Below are 24,676 nucleotides of genomic sequence, written 5' to 3' on the forward strand. Positions count from 1 at the left end.
ACGGCCCGGGCCCGCGCTTAGGCCAGATGCTCGTGTCCGGATGCGTGCGGTGTCCGTTCCGCCACAAGATCCTGATCATGCGGACATCAACTGTTGACCGGCCGCTCCTGCGGCCGATGCGACGCGGCGGTGCGCGCCACGCCATACCCGCGGTCCTTGCCTGCGGCGTTCTGCTGACGGGAACCACGGCCTGCGGTGACACCACCGGCCGAACGAGCCCCGGCGGTGCCCCGGGCATCAACAACCCGGCGGCGTCCGGCTCCGCGCGCCCGGCGGTGCGCACACGCCCACCCGGCCTCGGACTCCGGATCTGGCGGCAGGTACCGGCCGCCACCCGTCAGCTGGTGGTCGTCTACGGGGACCGCCGGGATTCGCCCGACAGTCTCGTCGTGCTCTACGAGAAGCGGGGCACGGCCTGGAAAGCGACGGGCAGCTGGCGCGGGCACAACGGCCGGATGGGCTGGACGACGGACCATCGCATGGACGACGAGCGCAGTCCCGTCGGGGTGTTCTCGCTGACCGACGCGGGAGGCGCGCTGGAGGATCCGGGCAGCCGGCTGGAGTACTGGCACGATGACAACGCCTTCACCCCCACGATCAGCGATGACGACGCCCATGCCCACGATTTCGACTACGTCATAGCCATCGACTACAACCGCCTCAAGGGCGCCCCGCCGTACGACTGGAACCGGCCCGAAGGGGTGGAGAAGGGCGGCGGCATCTGGCTGCACCTGGACCACGGTGACGGCACCTCGGCCTGTGTGACCGTCCCGGAGTCCGGGATGAAGACCCTGCTGCGCACCCTCGATCCCGCCCACCGTCCCGTCATGGTGATGGGAGACCGGGAGCGGCTCAACAGCTGAAGCCCGCTCCGCCGGATCATGAACGTGCCGCCCCCGGTACGGCCCGGCTGTCTCCTGACGACCGCTGTCGAAGGTGCCCGGGCCCCGGCCGATGCCGACTTCGGCCGAATGTTCACCCGAATCTCGCCGCACACCCCCTTGGCTCCGTGCGTCCCATGGCCAAGACTGAGTCGATGACGCAGCGTGTGGACCTCGCTACCGTGATGGACCGGCTGGCCGTGGACGGGCTCGTCACCGAGTACGCGATGACCGTGGACGACGGTGACTGGGCCGCGTACCGGGGCCTGTTCACCGACGACGGGCGGGCGGACTACCGGTCCGCCGGCGGCATCGAGGGAGAGGCCGGCCGGGTCGCCGAGTGGCTCGCCGGGAGCGTCGGCCGGTTCGCGATGCGCCAGCATCTGATCGTCAACCGCCGCTTGCGGTTCGGGACCCTGCAACGGGACACCGGAGACACCGCCGAGGTGCGGGCCGACTACGTCAATCCGATGCGGCTCGCCGGCGGCGACGGCACCTCGACGGCGCCCGACTTCGTGTGCGGCGGCCGGTACGCCTTCGGGCTGCTGCGCACGCCGGACGGCTGGCGGCTGCGTGCGGTGGTCGTCGACGAGAAGTGGCGCCGCCTGCCCGATCCGCTCCCACACCCCTGATCGACTGAGTCCGAGGCCCCCTGTCGGCGGATGCCGCCCTGCGCGCACACTGGAGACAGCCGCTGCGCAGGGAGGCGACGCATGAGGAGGCTCGACCACTGGCTCGGCTCCGCGTGGCGCCGCTCCGTCGCCGCCGTGCTCGCGGGCGCCCTGCCGGTGCTGTCCTTCCCGGCGCCCGCCCTGTGGTGGTTCGCGTATATCGCCCTGGTCCCGTGGATCCTGCTCGCCCGCTCGGCCCCCACCGGGCGGCGCGCCGCCCTCGACGGCTGGTGCGGCGGCATCGGCTTCATGGTGGCGGTGCACCACTGGCTGCTGCCGAGCCTGCATGTCTTCCTGTTCCTGATCGCGGCGCTGCTGGGGGCGCTGTGGCTGCCCTGGGGCTGGCTGGTGCGCCGGTTCCTGGGCGGGGTGCCCTCGCCGGGCCGGGGCGCCGCCGCGCTGCTGGTGCTGCCGTCGGCGTGGCTGGCCGTGGAACTGGTCCGGTCCTGGCAGGGGCTCGGCGGGCCCTGGGGCATGCTCGGGTCGAGCCAGTGGCAGGTGGAGCCGGCGCTGCGGCTGGCCTCGGTGGGCGGGGTGTGGCTGCTCAGCTTCCTCGTGATGGCCGTGAATGTCGCGGTCGCGGTCCTGGTGTCGGTGCGCGAGTCCCGGGTACCGGCGCTCGCCTCGCTCGTCGCCACGGCGGCGGCGACCTCGGCGGCCTGGGTGTGGTCGCCGCGCCCGTCCGACGACGGCCGGGTCCGGATCGCGGTCGTCCAGCCGGGCCTGGTCGGCGGCGGCGACAGCGGCGACCGGCGCTTCGACCGTGCGGAGCGGCTCACCCGGCAGCTCGTGGGGCAGCGCGTCGACCTGGTCGTGTGGGGCGAGAGCAGTGTCGGCTTCGACCTGGGCGACCGGCCCGACCTGGCCCGCCGGATCGCCGTGCTGTCCCGGGAGACCGGCGCGGACGTGCTGGTCAACGTGGACGCCCACCGCTCGGACCGGCCGGGCATCTACAAGAGTTCGGTCCTGATCGGCCCGGACGGCCCGACCGGCGCCCGCTACGACAAGATGCGGCTGGTCCCCTTCGGCGAGTACATACCGGCCCGTTCGCTGCTCGGCTGGGCGACGTCGGTCGGCAAGGCGGCGGGCGAGGACCGCAGGCGGGGCACCGAGCAGGTGGTGATGGACGTCGGGCACGGGCTGCGCATCGGCCCGATGGTCTGCTTCGAGACCGCGTTCCCCGACATGAGCCGGCACCTCGCCCAGGACGGCGCGGACGTGCTGCTCGGCCAGTCCTCGACGTCGACGTTCCAGCACAGTTGGGCCCCCGCGCAGCACGCCTCGCTGGCCGCGCTGCGGGCCGCGGAGACCGGCCGCCCGATGGTGCACGCGACGCTGACCGGGATCTCCGCCGTCTACGGCCCCGACGGGCGGCGGCTCGGCCCGTGGCTCGGCACGGACGCGAGCACCGCCCGCGTCTACGAGGTGCCGCTCGCGCACGGGATCACCCCGTACGTCCGCTACGGCGACTGGCCGGTGCAGGCGGCGCTGCTGGTGCTGGCCGGCCTGTGCGCGGCGGAGGGCGCGCGAGCGGTCAGGCTGCGGCGGAGCGCTGCCGCACCGCATGCACCACACGCTCGCACAGTTCGTGAGTAGCCAGCGCGTCACGGGCACTGAGCACCCTGCCCGCGCGCACGGCGTCCAGGAAGGCGAGCACCGCCTGTTCGATGCCGCGCTGCCGGGCCACCGGCACCCAGTCGCCGCGCCGCCGCACCGTCGGCTGGCCCTTGTGGTCGATCACCTCGGCGAGGTTGACCACCTGCCGCTTGGTGTCCTGTCCGGAGACTTCGAGGATCTCCTCCGCTGAGCCGCTGAGCCGGTTCATCACGCCGAGCGCGGTGAAGCCGTCCCCGGCGAGCTGCAGCACGACGTGGTGCAGCAGTCCGTCCCTCAGGCGGGCGCGCACGGTCACGTCGTCGACCGGGCCGGGGACCAGGAAGCGCAGGGTGTCGACGACGTGGATGAAGTCGTCGAGGATCATGGTGCGCGGCTCCTCCGGCAGCCCGATGCGGTTCTTCTGCATCAGGATCAGCTCGCGCGGATGGTCGGCGCACTGCGCGTACCCGGGGGCGTACCGCCGGTTGAAGCCGACGGCGAGGGAGACGTTCCGCTGCTCGGCGAGCGCCACCAGCCGCCGTGAGTCGGCGAGTTCGTAGCCCAGCGGCTTGTCGACGTAGGTGGGTACGCCCGCGTCCAGGAGGCGGGTGACGATCTCGGGGTGCGCCGTGGTGGGCGCGTGCACGAAGGCGGCGTCGAGGTCCTGGGCGAGAAGGGAGTCCAGGGTGGGGTGCCGCTGGCCGGCAGGGACGCGCAGGGCGTCGGCGACCCGGTCGAGGGTCGCGGGCGTCCGGGTCTGCAGATGCAGGTCGAGGCCCGGCAGCGCGCCGAGCACCGGCAGATACGCCTTCTGCGCGATGTCGCCGAGTCCGATGCAGCCGACCTTCACATGCTCTCCCTGGCGCTTGCCCACCGGTTCCTGCCCGGCAGCATACGGGGGCCGCCGAAAACCCCTGCTGGGAGCGGGTGGTACGGGCGAGAATGGCGGGCATGACGAATGATCGCCGGGAACCTGCCCAGAACGCCGCCGAGCGGACCATGCTGGAGGGCTGGCTGGACTACCACCGCGACACCCTGGCCCTGAAGTGCGCGGGCCTGACCGACGCACAGCTCAGAACCGCCTCGGTCGCACCGTCCGAGCTGTCGCTGATGGGGCTGGTGCGGCACCTGGCGGAGGTCGAGCGGAGCTGGTTCCGCAAGGTGCTGGTGGGCGAGGACCCGGGCCCGATCTACTACACGGAGGAGGACCCGGACGGCGAGTTCCACCTCACCGAGGCGGACACCTGGCAGGAGGCGTACACCACCTGGCAGGAAGAGATCGAGGCCGCCCGGCGCCACGCGGCCGGCTTCACACTCGACGACCTCTCCCGGGGCGTGAGCCGGCTGTCCCAGGAACCGTTCAGCCTCCGCTGGATCTATACGCACATGATCGAGGAGTACGCCCGGCACAACGGCCACGCGGACCTGATCCGCGAGCGGATCGACGGTGCCACCGGCGAATGACGTCACTGTCCCCGCCCCCCGCTTCCCCCACACGGGGCAGGACATCACCCGTGGGGGGCATCCTGCGCTCGCCCGTCGTCCCGATCAGGAGGCTGAAGCAGCAGAGTTGCGCGGGTGCATCGAACGACGACCGCCGCCGCGCTTCTGGTCACCGTGGCCGTCTCGGCCCTCTCCGGCTGTGTCACGGTCCAGCACCCGCCGACCGCCGGGCCGCCGGGTGCGGCACCGGCACAGCCGTCGGCGCCCCGGCCGGACGGCAGCGCCGAGCCCCGGGTGGTGCAGGCGCCGGCCCGGGAGGCGCTGGAGATGGTCGGCCCGTCCCGGCGGCCCGAGCGGAAGCGGCCGGCCACGTCAGGCGCTCCGCCGGCGGCCCGGCAGTCGCCGTCCCCTCGCGCACACCCGCACCGCGAGCCGGCGGTACGGCCGAGCGCCGACGCCCCCGAAGGGCCCCGGACCGCGCCCGTGCCGCCGGACGTGTGCGCCCTGGGCAGACGGTACGGCGGCTGGCACCCGGACAGCCCGGAGTCCCGCATCTGCGAGCAGACGTACGGCCGTTGACCGGGACCGCGGGGCCCAGCGAACGCCTGCGCCCTGACGCCCGGACCGGCTGCTCCCACCGCGGGCGCCGGGTCCGCCCCCGCCCCACGGAGCGGATGCGCGGGGCGCCGCCCAGGCCCTGCCGTCAGGCTCCCTCCCCCGGGCGAACGACGGGAATGTGACGACAGGGCCTAGAGGAAGTACCGGGGCCACGGTCCCCACGGCTCGTCGTCGGGTGGGGACGGGTCGCCCAGCCGCTGGGCCAGTCGGCTGATCGCCGCCCGCACCCCGTCGCCGTAGCTGTCGTCGGCGAGGGACTCGGCCGCGCCGCGGGCGAGGCGCAGCTGGCTGCGGGCCGCCTCGGTGCGGCCCAGCTTCAGATAGTCGGCGGCGAGGTTCAGATGCAGCGACGGGTAGAAGCCGCGGACCGCGCCCGGGTCGCCGTCCGGCCGGCCGTGGGCCGCCTCCTGTGCCGCCGACAACGCCCTCAGGTCCCAGGCCAGTTCGTCCGAGGGATCGTCCTGTGTGTCGGCCAGGTAGTGCGCCAGTGTGCAGCGGTGCAGCGGGTCCCCGTCCTGCCCGATCTCCGCCCACAGGTCGAGCAGGCGGCGCCGGGCCTCCTCGCGGTCCCCGCCGTGGTGCAGCATGACGACCTGCCCGATCCGGGTCAGCACGCCGTCCGGCGCGGCCTGCTCCTGTCGCTCCACCACGGCGCCTCCTCCGTCTCGTGGCGGCACGCACCGGAACCGCCCGCCGGATGCCGCGCTCCCCGTCGTCCCACCCCGACGCTAACCGGGGGCACCGGCAATCCCGGTCAGGCGCCCCCGTACGGCACCGGCGCGCCTCGGCGCGGTCAGCCCAGGTTCGGGATCGTCCAGTCGACCGGCTCGTGCCCCTGCCGGGCGATCGCCTCGTTGATCTGCGTGAACGGCCGGGAGCCGAAGAACTTCTTCGCGGACAGCGGCGAGGGGTGTGCCCCCTTGACCACGACATGGCGGGTCTCGTCGATCAGCGGGAGCTTCTTCTGCGCGTAGTTGCCCCACAGGACGAACACGGCCGGGTCGGGCCGCTGGGCCACCGCGCGGATCACCGCGTCGGTGAACTTCTCCCAGCCCTTGCCCTTGTGCGAGTTCGCCTCGCCGGCGCGCACCGTGAGGACCGCGTTGAGCAGCAGGACGCCCTGCTCGGCCCACGGCATCAGATAGCCGTTGTCCGGGATCGGCGTGCCCAGCTCCTCCTTCATCTCCTTGTAGATGTTCCGCAGGGAGGGCGGGGTCTTCACCCCGGGGCGGACCGAGAAGCACAGGCCGTGGCCCTGGCCCTCGCCGTGGTACGGGTCCTGGCCGAGGACGAGCACCTTGACCTTGTCGTACGGCGTCGCCTCCAGCGCGGCGAAGACCTCCTCGCGCGGCGGGTAGACGGGACCCTTCGCCCGCTCCTCCTCGACGAACTCGGTCAGCGCCTTGAAATAGGTCTGCTGCAGTTCGTCGCCCAGAACCCCGCGCCAGGACTCGGGCAGCATGGCGATGTCGGTCACGTCAACGTCCTTACGGTGTGCGGTCACTTGCAGGTCTCAGAACCTACAGGCGGCCACTGACAATCGGTGCCGCGACCGCCGTCACCAGCTGGTCTTGCGGTGCAGCTCCCACATCATCATGATCGTCGACGGGTCGAGCGCGCGCTCGCCGCCCGAGATGTCGTCGCTGGCCGCCACGTACTGCCGTCCCTGCCACAGCGGCAGCAGCCGGGCGTCGTCCACCAGGATCTGCTGCGCCTCCTCGAACTGCTTCACCACGGCGGCGCGGTCGCTCTGGCGCCGGGACGCGGGCAGCAGCTCCTTGGTGATCCGGGACGCCGGATAGGGGGTGCCGAGCGCGTTCTGCTCGCCTACGAACGGGGCGATGAAGTTGTCCGCGTCGGGGAAGTCGGGGAACCAGCCGCGGCCGAACACCGGATACTCGCCCTTCTGGTAGCCCACCACATAGGTCTTCCAGGGGCGGCTCTTCAGGGTGATCGTGAACAGGCCGGAGTTCTCCAGCTGGGTCTTCAGCTCCCGGAACTCCCTGGCGGTCTCGGAGCCGTAGCGGTCGGTGGTGTACCAGAGCGTCAGCGGGACGCGCTCGGTGATCCCCGCGTCGGTGAGGATCCTGCGCGCCTTGGCGACGTCCGGTTCGCCGAAGTCGTCGAAGAAGCCGGTGGTGTGGCCGGTCAGGCCCTTGGGGACCATGGAGTACAAGGGGTCCACGGTGTCCTTGTACACCTTGTGCGCGATGGCGGCGCGGTCGACGACCTGGGCCACGGCCTTGCGGACCGCGATCTTGTCGGCCCAGGGGTCCTTCGGGTTGAAGACGAGATAGCTGATGTCCGTGCCGGCGCCGTCGACCAGCTGCAGGTCCTTGGCCTCATGGCCCTGGAGGGCGATGATGTCGCCGGCCGCGAGACCGCGGTAGGTCAGGTCGATGTCCTTGGCGCGCAGCGCCTCGACCATGGCGGCGGAGCCCTGGAAGTAGCGGATCGTCACCGCCTCGTTCTGCCGTTCGGCGAAGCCCTGGTAGCGGTCGTTGCGGACCAGTACGGCCCGCTTGCCCTCCTCGTACGATCTCAGCTCGTACGGCCCGGACCCGAACACCTTGCCGTCCTCGCGCAGCGACTCGGCCGGGTAGTCGCGCGGGTCGACGATCGACATGGCCGGGGTGGCGAGCACGAACGGGAAGGTCGTGTCGGGCTGGTCGAGATGGAAGAAGACGTCGAGGTCGCCCCGGATCTCGACCCGGTCGAGGCTGCCGAGGAGTCCGGCGGGGCCGCTCGGCGCGTCGATGGCCCTGATCCGGTCGATGGAGTACTTGACGGCCTCGGCGGTCAGCGGGTGGCCGTCGGCGAACTCCATGTCCGGGCGCAGCGCACAGTGGTAGGTGCGGTTCGAACTGTCGGTGAACGCACAGCTCTTGGCGGCGTCGGGCTGGGGCGTGGTGGCGCCGTTGGGGTAGGCGACGAGGGTCTGGTAGATGTTGCGGAACAGCTCCCAGGAGCCGTCCCAGGCCGCGGCGGGGTCCAGCGTGCTCGGGGCGCTGGTGGTCCCGACGACGATCGGGCCCTTGCTGTCCGGATTGCTGTCGGAAAGGACTCCGCACCCGGCCACCAGGGATACGGACGCGATCGCCGCCAGCTTCCGCAGGCATCGATTCCGGTTGAACACGCGCACGCTCCTCGATCTGCCGTACCAAGGGTCGGCAGACCATACCGCAGCGCCACGCCCGGCGAACCCGCTTCGCACAGGGCTCTGATCAGCTTGTTCATGACGACGTTGTCATCGCGCCGCGGGCCCGCCGCGCACGGACGAGGGCGCCGTTCCCGTCAAGAAAACGACGCCCTCGTGCACTCGATCGTTACATTCGCGACGGTCCGTCAACGCCCGGGTGAAGGCGTGGCCCGGCTTCGCTCAGCGGTCAGCCGACGCCCGCGTTGAGGAAGATGCCGCCGTCCACAACGAGGGTCTGCCCGGTGATCCAGTCGGACTGCACCGAGGTGAGGAACGCCGCCGCTCCCCCGATGTCGGAGGGCACACCGAGCCGGCCGAGCGGGTAGGCAGCGGCGGCCTCCTCCTCGCGGCCCTCGTACAGGGACTTGGCGAACCTGGTCTTGACGACGGCCGGGGCGATGGCGTTGACCCGCACCCGGGGCGCGAACTCGTGGGCCAGTTGCTGGGTCAGGTTGATCATCGCGGCCTTGCTCACGCCGTAGGCGCCGATGAACGGGGAGGGCGCGAGGCCGGCCACCGAGGCGATGTTGACGATCGCGCCGCCGTTGTCCCGCTGCCAGGCGTGCCAGGTCTTCTGGGCGAAGCCGAGCGCCGAGATCACATTGGTCTCGAACACCTTGCGCGCGACGGCGAGATCGAGGTCGGCCAGCGGCCCGAACACCGGGTTGGTGCCGGCGTTGTTGACCAGGAAGTCGACGCGGCCGAAGGCTTCCATGGTGCGTTCCACGGCCTCGGCCTGGTGTGCCAGATCGTGGGCCTTGCCCGCGACGGCGACGACCCGGTCGGAACCGAGCCTCTCGACGGCCTCCTTGAGGGCGTCCTCGCCCCGGCCGGTGATGCAGACACGGTCGCCGCGCGCGACCAGCGCCTCGGCGACGCCGTAGCCGATGCCCCGGCTGGCGCCCGTGATGAGGGCCACCTTGCCGGACGGCTCAGGGAGTTCAGTCATGTCCGTGTCCCTCGTCGGTCCCTAGTCGAGTGGTCCGCCGGCCACGTACAGCACCTGGCCGGAGACGAAGCCGGCCGCCTCGCCGGTGAAGAAGGCGATGGCGTTGGCGATGTCCTCGGGCTCGCCGACGCGCTGCACCGGGATCTGGGTGGCGGCGGCCGCCTTGAACTCCTCGAAGCCCATCTTGACGCGCTCGGCGGTGGCCTTGGTCATCTCAGTGGCGATGAAGCCGGGCGCGACGGCGTTGGCGGTGATGCCGAACCTGCCGAGTTCGATGGCGAGGGTCTTGGTGAAGCCCTGCAGGCCGGCCTTGGCGGCGGAGTAGTTGGCCTGGCCGCGGTTGCCCAGCGCCGAGGACGAGGAGAGGTTGACGATCCGGCCCCAGCCCGCGTCCACCATGTGCTTCTGGACGGCCCTGGTCATCAGGAACGAGCCGCGCAGGTGCACGTTCATGACGGTGTCCCAGTCGGCGGCCGTCATCTTGAACAGCAGGTTGTCGCGGAGCACGCCGGCGTTGTTGACGAGGATCGCCGGGGCGCCGAGCTCCCGGGCGACGCGCGCGACGGCGGCCTCGGCCTGCGCCTCGTCCGAGACGTCGGCGCCGACCCCGACGGCCCTGCCACCGGCGGCGGTGATCTTCTCCACGGTGTCCTTGCAGGCGGCCTCGTCGAGGTCGATCACCGCGACCGCGCGGCCCTCGGCGGCCAGCCGGACGGCGGTGGCGGCGCCGATGCCGCGCGCGCCTCCGGTGACCACGGCGACCCGCTGCTCAGTGGTGGACATTGCTGGTTCTCCTCGCCCTTGAGAGATCCCTGGTCGGCAGAGCCGGTCTGCGGCTCCCACGGTACGCCCGTCCCGTGAGCGACCGCTTAGTACCCTCGGTGGACGTGACGCTAGAAGCCCTGGCACCCGGTGTCAACGGCCCACCCGGCGCGTGTGACCCATTACCTCACCAGGAGGTCCAGCAATCGCTCCGCCTCGGCCGCCGGATCCATGGTGAGCCCGGTGTGCACGGGACCGGGCTGCACGACCGTCGAGCGGGGCGCGATCAGCCAGCGGAAGCGCCGCCCGGCGTCGTCCCCGGCCGCCTGCCCGGCCGCCTCGCCGCCGGCGCACACCCCTTCGATCGCGCGCAGCGCCGCCCGTACGCCGTCCGTGTCCGCGGCCGGGTCGAGCGCCAGCAGCCTGGCCTCGTCCAGGTGGATGCGGACCCCCAGATAGGCCCGGGCCCGGCAGTACACGACGACGCCCGCGTTGATGCACTCGCCGCGCTCGACGCGGGGTACGACGCGCAGCACGGCGTACTCGAAGACGTCACGGCCACCGCCCTGGCCCGGCCTGATGATGTGCCGCTCGGTCACTTGGACCCCTCGATGCCGGTGATGCGCTGGTGGATGACGGCGGCCCGGGCGAGGAGCGGCCGGGCGTAGGCGCGCCGGAGGTCGTCCGGCGTGTCGAAGCCGGGTTCGTCGGCGAGCCAGACGTCGGGGATCTCCGCGGCCACCTCGGCGAGCAGGTCCACGGTGACCAGCGGGGCCAGCGCGGCGGCGGCCGCCTCGACGTCCGGGGCGAACCGGGCCAGGGCGTGGTCCGAGGCGTCGTACGGGCGGGCGGCCGAGGACTCGGCGCCCGGCCAGTTGTGGTGCCAGATCAGGGTGGCGCCGTGGTCGATGAGCCACAGATCGCCGCGGTGCATCAGCAGGTTGGGGTTGCGCCAGGAGCGGTCGACGTTGTTCACCAGCGCGTCGAACCAGACGATCCGCCCGGCCTCCTCGGGGTCCACCGCGAAGGCCAGCGGGTCGAAGCCGAGCGCGCCGGAGAGGAAGTCCATCCCGAGGTTGGTGCCGCCGCTGGACCTGAGGAGTTCCTGCACCTCCCGGTCGGGCTCGCCGAGCCCCAGCACCGGGTCGAGCGCGATCGTCACGAGCGGGGGCACCCGGAAGCCCAGCCGGCGCGCCAGTTCCCCGCAGACCACCTCGGCCACCAGGGTCTTGCGGCCCTGCCCCGCTCCGGTGAACTTCATGACATATGTATGGAGGTCGTCGCCCTCGACGAGCCCCGGCAGCGAACCCCCCTCACGCAGCGGCGTGATATAGCGAGTTGCAGTCACCTCAGCCAGCATTTTCCCAGGTTACACGGCTCCTTGACCTTCCAATCCTCGAAGAGCCTTGCACGCCTGCCGCCCGGTGCCCCTTTACGACTCCGCAACGTCGGACCGCATTGACTGGCGCTCGCCGACGCCGAAGGACGGCTCGGTGGAAGGGACTGCACCATGAAGATCAGGAAGCCCCTGGCCGGGCTCGCCCTCGTCCTCGCCCTGTCCGGCGGCGGGATCGCCGCCGCCTCGCTGGCTCACGCGGACACCTCCGCCCCGACGGCCCCGGCCGGCGGGACGCAGGCGGCCGACGAGGCCCCCGAGATCGGCGCGGTGGGCCGGACGGCGGACCGGCCCGGACCGGGAGTGACGGTCCACAAGGCCGAGGCCGCGGTCCGAGTGCGATAGGCCCTGTCGCCGGCGGGCCGGGGTGAGAATGAGGGCGCCCCGGCCCGCCTGGGCGGCAGGTGGTCCGCTGGGATGCGGGCAGTGGGCAACGGACGTGGGAGGGACACTGCGTGAAGGTGTTGTTGGCGGAGGACGAACCGATCCTGGCCCGGGCCGTCCGCAACAGGCTGCACCGGGCGGGGCTGACGGTCGACGTCGTCCACGACGGCCGGGCCGCGGTGGATCACCTGCGGTCGCAGGAGTACGAGGCGGTCGTTCTCGACCGGGACCTGCCGCTGCTCTCCGGTGACGAGGTGTGCCGGTACATCGTCGCCCACCACATGTCGACGGGGGTGCTGATGCTGACCGCGTCGGCGACGCTCGCCGACCGGGTCGCGGGACTGCGGACAGGAGCCGACGACTACCTCACCAAACCGTTCGAGTTCCCCGAACTCATCGCGCGACTGCGGGCGTTGCAACGCCGGTCCGGTCCCAGGACACCGCCGGAGCTGCGCTTCGGCGAACTCCGCCTCGACCCCTTCACGCACCAGGCGTTCCGTGGCGGCACGCTCCTGCCGCTCAGCCCCAAGGAGTTCCGCATCCTGGAGCAACTGCTGCGCGCACAGGGTGGTGTGCTCAGCGCGGAGACGCTTCTGCAGCGCGCGTGGGACGAGCACGCCGACCCCTTCACCAACTCCCCCCGCGTGGCCATCTCCACGCTGCGCAAGAAGCTCGGCAGGCCATGGCCGATCGAGACCGTTCCCGGTGTCGGGTACCGCGTTGTCCGCACCTGACGAGGACGGGACACCGCGACCGGCTCCCCGCAGGTCCCTCAGCGCCCAGATCATCGGGAGCCTGATCGCCGTCTTCACCGTGCTGGCCCTGGTCATGATCGCCACCATCACGCTGCTGACGGCCTACGTTCCCGCCGGCATCGTCGGAGGGACACCGGCGGTCGCGCCCGGCACGACCGGAGGCGCGCTTCCACCCTCCACGGCTACGGCGGGTCCGGTCCTGCCCCGGCAGGAGGTCGGGCGGCTGCTGGTGTTCTCGGCGATCGCCCTCACCGTCGGGGTCGTCTCCGGAGCGTTCGCCGTGCGCCGGATCGTACGGCGCTCGCTGGCACCGCTGAGCGCGATGACCGACGCGGCACGCCAGGCCGCCGCCACGGACCTGCGCGCCCGGGTACCGGTGGGCCGGACCAGGGACGAGATCACCGACCTGGCCGTCACCTTCAACGTCATGCTCGCGAGACTGGACGACGCCTTCGAGGCACAGCGCCGTTTCGCGGCGAACGCCTCCCACGAACTGCGGACACCACTGGCCACCACGCAGGCGGTCATCGACGACGCGCTGGCCGACGAGCCGCCCGGACCGGCACATGACCTCCTGCAGGACCTGCGCACCCTGAACAGCCGCAGTGTCCGCACCGTACGCACGCTGCTGGACCTCGCGGACACCCAAGCGGGCCGGGGCACCCGGGAGGAGACCGACCTGACGTCGGTCGTCCGGCAGGAAGCCGAGGCGCACCGCACCGCCGCCCTGGAGAACGACGTGACGATGAGCGAGACCCTCGACCCCGCCGTGGTCGACGCGGAGGCGGCCCTGGTCCGCCTCATGGTGCGCAACCTCCTCGACAACGCCGTACGCCACAACCACCGCGGTGGCCGGGTCGAGCTGACGCTGCGCGACGAAGGGCCCGCCCTGCTGCTCCGCGTCACCAATACCGGCGCCCTCATGGCCCCCCAGGAGGCCGCCGCGATCGTCGAACCCTTCCACCGCGGCGCCGGACGCCTGGGCAGCGACGGCAGCGGACTGGGAGCCGCTCTGGTGGCGGCCGTCGTCACCCGCCACGACTGGCGACTCGACCTGCGCCCCCGGCCCCACGGCGGGCTGACCGCCGAGGTCCGCATACCGCACACCGCTCCGGGACCGGACCGCGCCGGCACCGGATCGGCGCCCTCGCGCCGCGGCGCGCGCTGATCAACTCTTCCTCCCGCCAGGCAGGGTCAGCCGTTCGGGTACAGCTCGGCGATCAGCTGGGTCCGCTTCATGGTCCACTGCGCCACCATGTCGTGCACGAGGTAGAGATCGCGGCGCCGGGTCCACGGCTGCCCGGACTCGGGGTCGTAGGTGTCCGGCATGGTGAAGCCTTCCGGCGCAAAGGCGCTCATGCCCCGGCCTTCGGTGGTGAGCACGCAACGCTTGATGTGGTCCCGCCAGCCGACCACGCCGGCCGTCCCGATCCCGCCGGGCGCGGCCTTGCGCAACTCGGCCACCTGGGCGGCGACGCCATCGGTGCTCAGATAGGTGATCGTGCCGTCGGCAGCGATCACCGGCTCGATCGCGGTCACCTGGTCAAGCCCGTGCTTGGCGGTGAGGAAGTGCGCGATCTCCCACTGGGCGTAGACCGGCAGTGTGCGCACCGCCCTGATCTCGGCGACCACGTCGGCGAGTTGCTCGTTCATGGGCCCCGGTTCCGCAAGCACCTTGGTCGGGTCGCCGCCGTCGGCCGGCGGCCGGTTGCCGAAGGAGTAGGCGACGATGAAGTCCAGTCGGTCCGTCGGTGCGGCGGCCGGGGCCCAGTCGAATCCGATGTCGAAGATCCAGGGGACCACGGTCCGGGCCGTGTCGCGGTCCTGGAGCACCGCCGCCAGCACCCTCATCATCTCGCGCTGGAGGTGCGCGTCCGCCTGGGGCTTCACCGGCTGCCCGGGACGGCCCGACGCGGCGCCCATCAGCAAGGGAGATGCGGCGGCGGCGGACAGTGCGGCGGCAAAGGCGCGTCGTTCCATGGGGCGGTCTCTCCTGTGGGCGCGGGTGTCCTGCGAACGGCCTGATCCTGGGCGGACGACGTGACCCGTCAGTCAAGGGAGAGGGACGCGACGGTGAAGTCCGGTCCAGGATTGCCGGCTCCCGGTCAGCGGGGTGTGCGGGGTCACGCCGGACAGCGGGAGACAACGTTGCCAAGAGGCCCCGTAAAATCGTTTCATCCCATTGACCTGAACGCGTCACAAGGCTACGTTTTGCGCCGTACCAGCCCCTGCCCGGGACAGCGGTACAGCGATGGACAGCAGTCGAACCGCGCCCAGGACCCGGCCCGGTCGGCCCGGAGCAGCCACCGGGGAGCACCGGCCGTCCCCGAACGAGCAGTGATCGTTTAAATCGATTCACAACCGCCTTCCCCAGCTCACCCACCAGGAGCGCACATGCCCCAGGACGAGCAAGCAGCCGCAGCACCGCAGCGCCGGACCGTGCTCAGGGCAGGTCTCGGTGGCGCCGCGCTCGCGATGACGGGACTGTCCGCCTTCTCCGTCGGCCGGGCCGCGGCGGCGACCGGCACGTCCGGCGCGGCACCGCAGCCGGCCGGGGCCCTGTCCACGCCGCACTGGCAGCGCTACGTCCAGGCACCCCCGGACCGGACGGTCCGCCCGGTGAAGGTGGTCCGCTCGAGCGGCGACGTGACAGCTCCCGAGGCCCTGCTGGCCGCCGGCGGCGCGGTGACCGTGCTCAGACGCCCGGTCCCCGCGCCCGCCCCCCGATGGCCGGAGGGCACCACCGCGGCCGCTTCCTCGGTGCACGGCCCCAACAACGGCAACGACGGCAGGCCACGGACGTACGACGCGTCCAACGCCGTCGACGGGGACCCCGACACCTTCTGGAACGACGACACCATCGACGCCTACCCGGACACTCTCACCATCACCGCGCCGGACGCCATGGCACTGCCCGGCGTGACCCTCCTGTCCAACACGGACGGCGTACCGGCCGACTTCACCGTCGAGACCTGGGACGGCACCGCTTGGCAGATCCGGGCGACGGTCGCCGGCAACAGCGCGGTGCAGTGCCCGGTTCCGTTCGACGCGCCCGTCACCACCACCCGCGTACGGATCACCGTCACCGCCGACCAGGTCACCCCCAAAGGCACCTTCACCCGCGTCAACGAGGTGTGGCCGGACGTGGTGACGTCCGCCGATGTGCCAAGGGTGGTCGTGGACTTCGGCAAGGTCGTCGTGGGGTACCCACAGGTCCGCTTCGCCTGGGCGTCCGACGGCAACCCCGGTGTGCGGCTGGCCTTCTCCGAAACGCTGCAGTTCCTCACCGACCGGTCCGACTTCACCCGCTCCGACCAGTCCGGCGTCGCCGGAGGGGGGACCGATCAGTTCGCCGTCCCCGCCGAAGGCGCCGACTGGACGGACCGCAAGGGCTATCAGGCCGGGGACAAAGTGTACGCGGACGGCCTGCACGGCTTCCGGTACCTGCAGATCAGCCTGGACGCCCTGACCTCCGACGCGCCGGCCGCGCAACCATACGGCCAGGTCGCCATCGACAGTGTCTCCCTGGACTTCACCGCCTACCTCGGCACTCCCGACACCTTCCGTGGCTGGTTCCTGTCCTCCGACGAGGCCCTCAACCGGCACTGGTACGCGGCCGCTTACACCAACGAACTCGTCACCGACACCTTCCGGCCGGACGACGTGGACCCTCGTGATGCCGACACCCCCACGCTGCACGGCAGGCTCGTTCTGCACGACGGCGCGAAGCGCGACCGCGACCCCTACGTCGGCGACGTGGCGGTGGCCGGGCGCACGCTCTACCTGACGCATGACGATGCCGCCGCGGCGGCGCGCAACGTCCTGGCCGACCTCGCGGACCACCAGCGGGCCGACGGCTGGATCCCGCCCGCGTCGATCGCCGGCTATGCGCTGACCCTGTTCGACTACCCACTCTGGTGGGTCACTTGCAGCTGGGACTACGTGCTGTACACCGGCGACCGCGACTATGCCGCCCGGTACTATCCGCACCTGGTGAAGGTGCTCGACTCCTGGTATCCGAGCGTCACCGACTCGGACGGCCTGCTGAGCAAGGGCCTCGGCGGCACCGGCAACTACGGCGATTACGCCTTCCTTCCCCGGACCGGCCGCGTCACCTACTACAACGTCGCCTACGTCCAGGCCCTGAACGACGCCGCCGAGATCGCCCGGCTGCTGGGGCACCCCGATGACGCGGCCCGCTGGCGGGCACGGGCCGAACAGGTCGCCGAAGCGGTCAACACGCATCTGTGGGACGAGAATGCGGGCGCCTACCTCGACAGCGCGACGGGCCCCGTACGGCACGCCCAGGACGGGAACGCCATCGCCGTCACCGCGGGCGTCGCCGACCAGGCACGAGCGGAATCCGCCCTGGACCACCTGGCGGCCACCACCACGCGGCCGTACGGGAACGCGTTCATGGACAACGACACGCTCTTCGGCGGGTCTTCGCAGCGGGTCTACGCCTTCACCTCCTACCCCGAACTGGTCGCCCGCTTCCTGACCGGCAGAGCCGACTCGGCGATCGACCAGATCAAGCGGACCTACGGCTGGATGGAAGCGCACGACCCGGGTGTCACGCACTGGGAGGGCATCGGCCCGGGCGGCATACCGTACGAGGACGCCTACACCAGCATGGCGCACGGCTGGTCGACCGGTGTACTGCCCGCGCTCACCAACCAGTTGCTCGGTGTGCTGCCGACCTCACCGGGGTTCGCCACCTGGACGGTCCGCCCGCATCCGGGCTCGGTGGCCTGGGCCCAGGGACAGGTACCCACTCCCCACGGCCCGTTGCGGGTGAGCTGGAGCAACGAAAGGTCCGGCGAGTTCAGACTCACCGTCGACAGCCCGCGGGGCACTCGGGGCACGGTCGCCGTGCCCACGTGGGGACAACCCGTCTCCGTCCGCGTCGACGGGCGACCCGTTCGGCGCGACGGGACCGGAAGGGGTTACGGCGCCCGGTCGGCCGACGGCTACGTCGTCCTGGCCGGCCTGGAGCCGGGGGCACACAGGATTGAGCTGCGCCGGACTTCGCAGTGACCGTGAAGCCGGTGCGGTGAGGCCGGCCGCCGGCCGGGCGATGGCGGACTCGGCAACCCGCCGAACGCGGCCCAGGCCCGAACCATGCAGTCGGCCCCGCGTGGCGGTCTTCGGAACGCTGCCGCGCTCACACAGCCGACGGCGGTAGCAGGCAGACCGTCGACCAGCGGCAGGAGCTGGGTGATGTCGTTGCGGTGTCCGCCGGTCAGCGACACGCGCAGCGAGGTGCCGTTCACGGTCAACCGGGCTCGGACCGACTGTTGGGCTGCTTCGTCCCCGCTTGGCCGCCCGCAACCGGTCCAGCAGCACCTCCTGGAGTCCCTCCCGCACACCGGCCTCCCGCCATTCGGCGGCGGTCCGCCCGGACTACGTCGACGCCAGGGCTTCGGTCGGGGTCATCCGGGAAGCTCGGACGGAGGGATAGACGCCCGCCGCGATGCCGACCAGGAGCGCGCCGAAGCAGCCGCCCGCCACGGCGAGGAGGGGCACGACCGGAGACCAGCCCTGGTAGGTGGCGTAGCCGACCGTGGCGAGGATGCCCAGCAGGGTTCCGGCCAGGCCGCCCAGGCCGGACAGGGCCGCGGACTCGGTGAGGAACTGGCCTCGGATCTGTCCCCGGCTGGCCCCCAGCGCGCGGCGCAGCCCGATCTCGCGGCGGCGCTCCAGCACCGAGATGAACATGGTGTTGGCGACGCCGATCCCGCCGACGAGCAGGGCGACCGCGGCCAGCCCCAGGAAGAGCGAGGAGTACGAGTCCTGGGTGGCGCGTTTGGCGGCCAGCGCGTCGGAGGGGCGGCTGACGGTGACCTGTCCGGGCAGTTCGGGGTGGACCGTGGCCGCGAGCACCCCCCGGACGGCCTCCAGTTCGGCTTCCTGCGCCCGGACGTAGATCATGGTGGGGTGACCGCCGAACCTCAGCAGCTTTCGAGCCGCGGACCAGCCCACGAGGACGGTCTGGTCGAGGTCGTCTGCCAGAGGGAGGGGGTCGAGGATGCCGATCACGGTGAACCATTGCTTGTTGATGTAGATCTGCGGAGCCGGTTCTCCGGGAGCGATCTCGCCGAACCCGAGGCGGGTGGCGGCCCGGGAGCCCAGCACCGCGGTGGGGAACCGCTCGTCGGCACGGCTGAAGAACCGGCCCGAGGCCACGGCCCCGGTGACCGCGTCCAACAGGTCGCGCTGGGCGGCCAGAACGGTCAGACCTGAGAAGTTGTGGCTGTCGATGCGGTCGGAGCGGCGGACGACGGCATGGGTGTTGGCGACCGCGCTCACCCCGGTGACCGGGCCGATGCGGCGCACCATGCCGATCGACTCCTCGGGCAGCAGTACGGGGGGCTGCTGGTCGGGGATGGGTTCCGCACGCAGCATGTTGGTCCCGAGCGCGGACATCTCGTCCATCAGTGCCTTGTGGCTGGAAGCCGGGATGCCGGTCACCACGATCATCGTGGCGATGCCGATGGAGATGCCGAGCGCCGACAGGGCGGCCCGCAGTGTGCGGGTACGGATGCCCAGCAGGCCGAGGCGGAGGAGGTCACCGGGTGCCAGACGGACCGGCCTGATGCTCGCCGCGCTGCCGCCGACGGCTTTCCCGGTGGGGTGGGCCGTGCCCGGTGCGTGCGGTGCGCGGGGGTGGGAGGACCGGTGGGTCATCGCGGGGTTCCCGTCCGGACGGGGGTGACGGCATGCTCTGCGGTGTCCGCGACGAGACGGCCGTCGAGGATCTCCACCCGGCGGGGCAGTTGCGCGGCGATGTCCCGGTCGTGAGTGATGATCGCGATGGTGGTGCCTTCCTGGTTCAGCCTGGTCAGCAGGTCCAGGACGGCGGTGCCGTTGGCGGTGTCGAGCGCCCCTGTGGGTTCGTCGGCGAGCACGAGTGCGGGCTCGTTGACCAGAGCGCGGGCGATGGCGACCCGCTGCCGCTCCCCGCCGGAGAGTTGGTGCGGCAGATGGCCGGTCCGGCGGGCCAGGCCGACCCGCCCCAGGGCCTCGGTGGCCAGGGAGCATCTGCGCCGCCTGGGCACGCCCGCGTAGAGCAGACCGGTGGCGACGTTCTCCGCGGCGGTGAGCCCGTCGGTCAGGTGGAACTGCTGGAAGACGAAGCCCAGCCACCGCCCGCGCAGGGCGGACAACTGGCGGTCCGACAGGCCGGCGGCGTCCTGGCCGCCGATCGTCACACTGCCCCCGGTGGGCCGGTCCAGGGTGCCCATGATGTTGAGCAGCGTGGACTTGCCGGATCCGGACGGGCCCACGATGGCGAGGAGTTCACCCCGCTCGATGGTCAGGGAGACCTCGTCGAGGGCCCGTACGCCGCCCGGGTAGGCCATGGTCGCGCCTCGGACGGTGAGGACCGGGGTCATGAGGCGCTCTCCACTTTCATTCCCACGGCGATGCCCGGGCCGCTGACCTCCACCAGCCCCTTGGCGAACAAGCCGGTCTCGACGGGGAGGAGCTTGCCTTCCGGGGTCCGCAGGGCGTAGCCGCCCTCGCTCAGGGCGAGCAGCGCGCCGACCGGGACGGTGAGGACGCCCTTGCGGGTCTCGGTGGCGAACTTCACCTGGACCCTCGCGGCATCCACGTCCTGTACGGCGTCCGCGTCCTGGAGCGAGACGGTGACGTTGAGCTGCTGGGACGGATCACCGCTGCCGCCCTCGGCATCCGCGGCGCCCTGGATGATCGTGCTGATCGCGGAGACCTCGCCAGGTGTCGCGGACTGGTCGGGCAGGGTCACGCTGACCTTCTGCCCCTTCTTGATCGAGCCGACGTCGAGGGCGTCCACCGGTATGGTCACCGTTTTCGTGGTGGCGGTGATGGTCAGCAGGTCCGCCGACGCGTCGGCGCCGAGCTGGGCGTTGACCTTGCCGACCCGGGCCGCTCCCGTCGTCACCACGACATCGCTGACGTCGAGGACACCGGTCGGCTCCATGCCGGCCGTCGGCTGCCAGCGCTTGATGGCATCGATCAGGGAGGCGGTGAGCACGCCGTCGCCTTCCTTGACCGTGACCGGGCGGGGCGACGCACTCGGCCCGCCGGCCGGCTCGTCGGCGTTCTTGCCCGCCCCCGAAGGGCTCGGTGAGGCATGGGGGTCGTTGCCCTCCGGCTGCGGCTCCTCGTCGGTGGCGGCGCCGGAAGCGGGCGCCTGCGGCCGCACGGTGGTGCCGGTGGCGGGCTGGGAGCCGATGTCGTAGCCGAGCGCCTTGAGGTTGTCGGCGACCACCCGCACGTCTCGTCCCACCGACCCGACGCTGTCGAGCGTGCGGTACAGCGGTGTGCTGCCGTAAAAGACCACGGCAGGCCGGTCGTTGACCCGGTACAGCTGCTTGCCTCGGGTCACGCTCGCACCGACGGCGGGCAGCCAGGTGACCTTGCCGCCGTCGGTGCCCTTGATGCTCCGGGCTGCGCCGAAACCCAGGGTGCCCTCGATCTCCCTGGTATCCGACAGATCGGTTCTGGCGACGGTGACGATCGTGGCCTTCGGCCGCGGCTTCGAGCCGGTGTCCCCTTCCTTGCCGCCGCCCGCCCACACCAGGCCCGCGCCGACGCCGACCGTCAGCAGCACGGCCGCGGCGACGGCCAGGGACGTGGCCCTGCGGCGAGGGAAACGCTGACCGCGGACGCTTCCGGGCCGGCCGTGCCTTTTCGACTCGGAGTGCTCAGTCATCGCCGCCGAACGCCTCCATCCGGCACTTGTTCTCGATCCGGCCCTGCTCGGCGGCGGACAGGGAGGACTCACCGCGATAGTTCCAGCCGCTGCCGTCGGGCAGACCGTCGACCTTGAGTCCCTCGCGGTTCAGGCACTCGATCTGGGCGCGGAATTGGTCCAGGTAGTCGGGGTTCGTCCGCGGATCGAGCTCCGGCGGCGGCAGCGGCCTCTTCCCGCCGCATTTCTTCTCCGCGGCGGGATACTTCGACACGTCGACGCCGGGGTACCAGTACTGCGACGGGTCCCCGGCGATTTTGCCGGCCGCGTTCGTCCCGCCACCAGCCCTTTGGATCGGCACCCCGTTGTCCTTCAGACACGACAGGTAGGGCTGAAACATCTCCAGCTTCTCCGTTTCCGTGGTGTCGAGCCGCACCTGAGGGGCGCCGCTTGCGGAATCGGCGCCGCCCGACGGCTTCTTCTTGTTCCCTCCTCCCGGATCGGAGACGGACGCCACGTCATCGTCCTGGCCGCCGCTCTTGTCGCTGCTGTCCGAGCCTGTGGAACAGCCGGTGACCAGTAAAAGAGCCGTCATGGTGCAGGCGGCGGCCAGGACGGACCGTCGCGGGCGCCGTGCGGCGCCGGGGAAGCCGATTGCGGAATTCGCCATGCCGCGATCGTCGACCGCCCCTGTGAGGAAGTTGTTAGGGCCCTTCTGACGGATCTCCGTAGGAGAAGGAGGCACACGGATGTTAGGAATTCGGCATGGTGCGAGATCAGTCTCTCCACCGCTTTCTTCGTCCGTCGACGTGTTCCTGCGCGTCTAGCATCGGCGCCATGTGCGCGTATGTGCTGGTGGCCGAAGACGACGAGTCCCAGGCCGCATTGGTCCGCAGCTACCTCGAACACGAAGGTCACATCGTCACCGTCGTCCATGACGGCCGAGCGGCGATCGACGAGATCTTCAGGCAGCCGCCCGACCTGCTCGTGCTCGACTGGATGCTGCCCGACATGGACGGGCCCGCGGTGTGCCGCCGGATCCGCGGCCAGGGCGACCTGCCGGTGCTGATGCTGACCGCCCGCTCCACCGAGGAGGACCTGCTACGGGGTCTGGAACTGGGCGCGGACGACTACATGACCAAGCCTTACAGCCCACGCGAACTGGTGGCCAGGGTGCGAACCCTGCTGCGGCGCGCCCGGCCGTCGGCCTCGGGCGAGCAGCGGGCGCTGCGCGTCGGCCCGCTCGTCGTGGACCCGGCCAGGCACGCCGTGACCTGTCGTGACCGGCCGGTGTCCTGCACTCCGGGTGAATTCCGGATCCTGGAGGCCATGGCCGCGGCGCCGGGCCGGGTCTTCTCCCGACGTCAGTTGCTGGAGTGCACACAAGGTTACGACCGGGCCTCGACCGAACGCGCCATCGATGTGTACATCGTGAACCTGCGCAAGAAGGTCGAGCTCGACCCGCGCGCCCCGGAACTGTTGCTGACCGTGTTCGGCGTCGGCTACAAGCTGGCCGGTGGCCGCCGTGGCGCGTAGGGTCCCGCTGCGCCGCAGCCTGCTGGTACGTCTGCTGAGCATCTCCGTGCTCATCGCCCTGCTGTCGATCGGCTCCACCGCCTGGCTCGTGTTCCGGAGCACCACGCTGGCGATCGAGCGGGAGCGGGGCGACGTCCTGGCGGACGACATGGGGATCCAGGACGCGCTGACCGGCTACGCGGCCCGCCACCGGGACTGGAAAGGTGTGTCCCGGACCGTTCGGCGGCTGGCCGAGAAGACCGGCCGTCGGATCACCCTGACCACCCGGGAACGCCGGGTGATCGCCGACTCCGGCAGCGGGCGGTCCGGCCTGCCGGCCCGGGCTTCGGCGGTCATCGATCCGCTGAACACGCCCGCCGACGCGGGAGGGGGCACCGGCTGGGAGGCTTCACGCATCGATCCGCGGGCCGTGGGTCCGTACCGCCTTCCCGCCCAGGAACGACAGCACCTCGAACGCCTCGCCCGTGACCGCGCCACGTGCCTGGCCGGCATAGGGCTCCGGGCCCAGGTGGCCGTCCGGGCCGGCGGGCGGCCCTACGTCCTGACCTCCCCGTCGGCCTCCTTCGCCCGCGGTCTGAGCGAGCAGGTGTGCCCTGCCACAGCACTCGAGGAACCCACCAGGACCGAGGCCGGTGCTCTTGAGGAGTTGGGGAGACTGGTGGCCGGTTGCGCGCAGCGCCGCGGTGTGACCGCCTACGACGACCGCCTGGTGCCCCTTGCGGACTTCGTCGTGCCGTTCAAGGGGACTCCGGGCGAGATCGAGACCATGGAGAACTGCGTCGAGGAGGCGCGGGGTGACCAACTGGCCGGCTATGTGGCCCCGCCCGCGCTCCTGTTCGTCGCGGCGTCTTCCGGCCCGGCCACCCCCGTGTTCGACCTGTCCCCGGTCAACACCGCCCGGATCGTGGGCGTCACCGGCCTGGTCCTGGCACTGACGGTCGCGGTGACCGCCGTCATCGCGGTACGGCTGGTGAGGCCGCTGCGTGCGCTGGCCGACGCGGCCCACGACCCGAGCGGGCAGCACACCCGTGTCCCGGTCACCACCAAGGACGAGACCGGCTATCTCGCCGCCGCCTTCAACGACCTGTCGGAACGGCGGGAACGCGTCGAGGAGCTGCGCAAGGCCATGGTCAGCGACATCGCGCACGAGCTGCGCACACCGCTGACCAATATCCGCGGATGGCTGGAGGCCGCGCAGGACGGTATCGCCGTGCCCGACGCCGCCCTGATCTCCTCGCTCCAGGACCAGGCACTGCTGCTGCAGCACATCATCGACGACTTGCAGGTCCTCGCTGCGGCCGACGCCGGGACGCTGCGGCTGCACCCGGAGCGGCTGGTTGTGCGGGAGGTGGTCGAGCAGGTCGCCGCCGCGCACCGGGCGAACGCTCGGTCGGCGGGTGTCACGGTGCTCACCCATATCGCGGGTGATCCGGTTGTCGACGCCGACCCGGTCCGGCTGCGCCAGGTGTTGGGCAACCTGATGTCCAACGCAGTACGCCACACCCCGCCCGGCGGCACGGTGACGCTCACCACCCACTGCGGCGTGGACGAGGTCGAGATCCAGGTCGCCGACACCGGCAGCGGCATCCAGCCGGAGGACCTGTCCAAGGTGTTCGACCGTTTCTGGCGGGCTGAGAAGTCCCGCAGCAGGCGCACCGGAGGCAGCGGCCTCGGCCTGTCCATCGTCCGGCAGCTGGTCGAGGCCCACGAGGGACAGGTCTCCGTGACGAGCGTGCCCGGCACGCAGACGGTGTTCACCGTACGGCTGCCCGCTGGTCGGTAGGTAGGCGAGGGTGGCCGCGGGTGGTGCCG

24 protein-coding genes and 1 pseudogene are annotated in these 24,676 nt (G+C 71.5%); 11 read left to right on the plus strand and 14 right to left on the minus strand.

The window, feature by feature from the left end; genetic code table 11:
- Positions 1-77 precede the first annotated feature (77 nt).
- From CTZ28_RS21395 to lnt, 3 genes are all read left to right on the plus strand, one after another.
- Positions 78-863 (plus strand): hypothetical protein, encoded by a 786-nt coding sequence (locus CTZ28_RS21395; protein ID WP_259471720.1) that lies wholly within the window; start codon positions 78-80, stop codon positions 861-863.
- Between the two features lie 173 nt (positions 864-1,036).
- Positions 1,037-1,513, plus strand: coding sequence for a nuclear transport factor 2 family protein (locus tag CTZ28_RS21400; protein WP_121891263.1), 477 nt, complete (start codon positions 1,037-1,039; stop codon positions 1,511-1,513).
- An 81-nt stretch (positions 1,514-1,594) separates the two neighbouring features.
- Positions 1,595-3,148, plus strand: a complete 1,554-nt coding sequence (gene lnt / locus CTZ28_RS21405; RefSeq protein ID WP_121891264.1) for an apolipoprotein N-acyltransferase — start codon at positions 1,595-1,597, stop codon at positions 3,146-3,148.
- On the opposite strand, the gene CTZ28_RS21410 is transcribed toward lnt, so the two are convergent.
- Positions 3,087-3,998 carry a Gfo/Idh/MocA family protein gene (locus CTZ28_RS21410; RefSeq protein WP_121891335.1) on the minus strand — a complete coding sequence of 304 codons (912 nt, stop codon included), beginning with the start codon at positions 3,996-3,998 and terminating at the stop codon, positions 3,087-3,089. The genes lnt and CTZ28_RS21410 overlap by 62 nt on opposite strands.
- 101 nt (positions 3,999-4,099) lie before the next feature.
- Here CTZ28_RS21410 and CTZ28_RS21415 point away from each other — a divergent pair, with 101 nt between their 5' ends.
- Positions 4,100-4,612, plus strand: coding sequence for a DinB family protein (locus CTZ28_RS21415; RefSeq protein WP_121891336.1), 513 nt, complete (start codon positions 4,100-4,102; stop codon positions 4,610-4,612).
- 114 nt (positions 4,613-4,726) lie between these two features.
- Positions 4,727-5,170, plus strand: coding sequence for a hypothetical protein (locus CTZ28_RS21420; protein ID WP_121891265.1), 444 nt, complete (start codon positions 4,727-4,729; stop codon positions 5,168-5,170).
- A gap of 170 nt (positions 5,171-5,340) precedes the next feature.
- On the opposite strand, the gene CTZ28_RS21425 is transcribed toward CTZ28_RS21420, so the two are convergent.
- The 7 genes from CTZ28_RS21425 to CTZ28_RS21455 all read right to left on the minus strand — a co-directional run bounded on the left by CTZ28_RS21425 (position 5,341) and on the right by CTZ28_RS21455 (position 11,479).
- Positions 5,341-5,859: a hypothetical protein gene (locus CTZ28_RS21425; RefSeq protein WP_121891266.1), complete on the minus strand. Its 519-nt coding sequence runs from the start codon at positions 5,857-5,859 to the stop codon at positions 5,341-5,343.
- Positions 5,860-6,002: 143 nt separating this feature from the next.
- Positions 6,003-6,686, minus strand: coding sequence for a uracil-DNA glycosylase (locus tag CTZ28_RS21430; protein ID WP_121891267.1), 684 nt, complete (start codon positions 6,684-6,686; stop codon positions 6,003-6,005).
- Positions 6,687-6,767: 81 nt separating this feature from the next.
- Complete coding sequence (locus CTZ28_RS21435) at positions 6,768-8,345, minus strand: ABC transporter substrate-binding protein (protein ID WP_121891268.1); 1,578 nt, start codon at positions 8,343-8,345, stop codon at positions 6,768-6,770.
- A 250-nt stretch (positions 8,346-8,595) separates the two neighbouring features.
- The gene (locus CTZ28_RS21440) at positions 8,596-9,357 is read right to left on the minus strand and encodes an SDR family oxidoreductase (RefSeq protein WP_121891269.1); all 762 of its coding nucleotides are present in this window, start codon (positions 9,355-9,357) and stop codon (positions 8,596-8,598) included.
- A gap of 21 nt (positions 9,358-9,378) precedes the next feature.
- Positions 9,379-10,140, minus strand: coding sequence for a 3-oxoacyl-ACP reductase FabG (gene fabG, locus CTZ28_RS21445; RefSeq protein WP_121891270.1), 762 nt, complete (start codon positions 10,138-10,140; stop codon positions 9,379-9,381).
- A 161-nt stretch (positions 10,141-10,301) separates the two neighbouring features.
- Positions 10,302-10,718, minus strand: coding sequence for a DUF3037 domain-containing protein (locus tag CTZ28_RS21450; protein ID WP_121891271.1), 417 nt, complete (start codon positions 10,716-10,718; stop codon positions 10,302-10,304).
- Positions 10,715-11,479 carry a HipA family kinase gene (locus CTZ28_RS21455; protein WP_121891272.1) on the minus strand — a complete coding sequence of 255 codons (765 nt, stop codon included), beginning with the start codon at positions 11,477-11,479 and terminating at the stop codon, positions 10,715-10,717. The genes CTZ28_RS21450 and CTZ28_RS21455 overlap by 4 nt, the downstream gene beginning before the upstream one ends.
- A 150-nt stretch (positions 11,480-11,629) precedes the next feature.
- On the opposite strand from CTZ28_RS21455, the gene CTZ28_RS21460 reads away from it, so the two are divergent.
- The 3 genes from CTZ28_RS21460 (at position 11,630) to CTZ28_RS21470 (ending at position 13,822) form a co-directional block, all read left to right on the plus strand.
- The gene (locus CTZ28_RS21460) at positions 11,630-11,860 is read left to right on the plus strand and encodes a hypothetical protein (RefSeq protein ID WP_121891273.1); all 231 of its coding nucleotides are present in this window, start codon (positions 11,630-11,632) and stop codon (positions 11,858-11,860) included.
- Positions 11,861-11,970: 110 nt separating this feature from the next.
- Complete coding sequence (locus CTZ28_RS21465; RefSeq protein ID WP_121891274.1) at positions 11,971-12,633, plus strand: response regulator transcription factor; 663 nt, start codon at positions 11,971-11,973, stop codon at positions 12,631-12,633.
- On the plus strand, positions 12,620-13,822 hold the full coding sequence (locus CTZ28_RS21470) for a sensor histidine kinase (RefSeq protein WP_147481174.1): 1,203 nt from the start codon (positions 12,620-12,622) through the stop codon (positions 13,820-13,822). Before CTZ28_RS21465 ends, CTZ28_RS21470 begins: the two co-directional genes overlap by 14 nt.
- A 26-nt stretch (positions 13,823-13,848) precedes the next feature.
- Here the strand turns inward: CTZ28_RS21470 and CTZ28_RS21475 are convergent, their stop codons facing one another.
- The gene (locus CTZ28_RS21475) at positions 13,849-14,634 is read right to left on the minus strand and encodes a hypothetical protein (RefSeq protein ID WP_121891276.1); all 786 of its coding nucleotides are present in this window, start codon (positions 14,632-14,634) and stop codon (positions 13,849-13,851) included.
- A gap of 414 nt (positions 14,635-15,048) precedes the next feature.
- Between CTZ28_RS21475 and CTZ28_RS21480 the strand changes: the two genes are divergently transcribed.
- On the plus strand, positions 15,049-17,691 hold the full coding sequence (locus CTZ28_RS21480) for an alpha-L-rhamnosidase-related protein (RefSeq protein WP_121891277.1): 2,643 nt from the start codon (positions 15,049-15,051) through the stop codon (positions 17,689-17,691).
- 36 nt (positions 17,692-17,727) lie between these two features.
- On the opposite strand, the pseudogene CTZ28_RS21485 reads toward CTZ28_RS21480, so the two are convergent.
- From CTZ28_RS21485 to CTZ28_RS21505, 5 genes and pseudogenes are all read right to left on the minus strand, one after another.
- Positions 17,728-18,051 (minus strand): annotated as a pseudogene (locus tag CTZ28_RS21485) (IS5/IS1182 family transposase); the annotation flags it as partial.
- A gap of 6 nt (positions 18,052-18,057) precedes the next feature.
- Positions 18,058-19,341 (minus strand): ABC transporter permease, encoded by a 1,284-nt coding sequence (locus CTZ28_RS21490; RefSeq protein WP_121891278.1) that lies wholly within the window; start codon positions 19,339-19,341, stop codon positions 18,058-18,060.
- Positions 19,338-20,048, minus strand: coding sequence for an ABC transporter ATP-binding protein (locus CTZ28_RS21495; protein ID WP_121891279.1), 711 nt, complete (start codon positions 20,046-20,048; stop codon positions 19,338-19,340). Before CTZ28_RS21495 ends, CTZ28_RS21490 begins: the two co-directional genes overlap by 4 nt.
- On the minus strand, positions 20,045-21,349 hold the full coding sequence (locus CTZ28_RS21500; RefSeq protein WP_259471721.1) for an efflux RND transporter periplasmic adaptor subunit: 1,305 nt from the start codon (positions 21,347-21,349) through the stop codon (positions 20,045-20,047). The genes CTZ28_RS21495 and CTZ28_RS21500 overlap by 4 nt, the downstream gene beginning before the upstream one ends.
- Positions 21,342-21,998, minus strand: coding sequence for a hypothetical protein (locus CTZ28_RS21505; protein ID WP_259471722.1), 657 nt, complete (start codon positions 21,996-21,998; stop codon positions 21,342-21,344). Before CTZ28_RS21505 ends, CTZ28_RS21500 begins: the two co-directional genes overlap by 8 nt.
- Positions 21,999-22,165: 167 nt before the next feature.
- On the opposite strand from CTZ28_RS21505, the gene CTZ28_RS21510 reads away from it, so the two are divergent.
- Together CTZ28_RS21510 and CTZ28_RS21515 are read left to right on the plus strand one after the other, a co-directional pair.
- Positions 22,166-22,864, plus strand: coding sequence for a response regulator transcription factor (locus tag CTZ28_RS21510; RefSeq protein ID WP_121891280.1), 699 nt, complete (start codon positions 22,166-22,168; stop codon positions 22,862-22,864).
- Positions 22,854-24,647 carry a sensor histidine kinase gene (locus CTZ28_RS21515; protein WP_121891339.1) on the plus strand — a complete coding sequence of 598 codons (1,794 nt, stop codon included), beginning with the start codon at positions 22,854-22,856 and terminating at the stop codon, positions 24,645-24,647. The genes CTZ28_RS21510 and CTZ28_RS21515 overlap by 11 nt, the downstream gene beginning before the upstream one ends.
- Positions 24,648-24,676 lie beyond the last annotated feature (29 nt).

The sequence above is a fragment of the Streptomyces shenzhenensis genome, from assembly GCF_003688995.1.
Taxonomy (GTDB): domain Bacteria; phylum Actinomycetota; class Actinomycetes; order Streptomycetales; family Streptomycetaceae; genus Streptomyces; species Streptomyces shenzhenensis_A.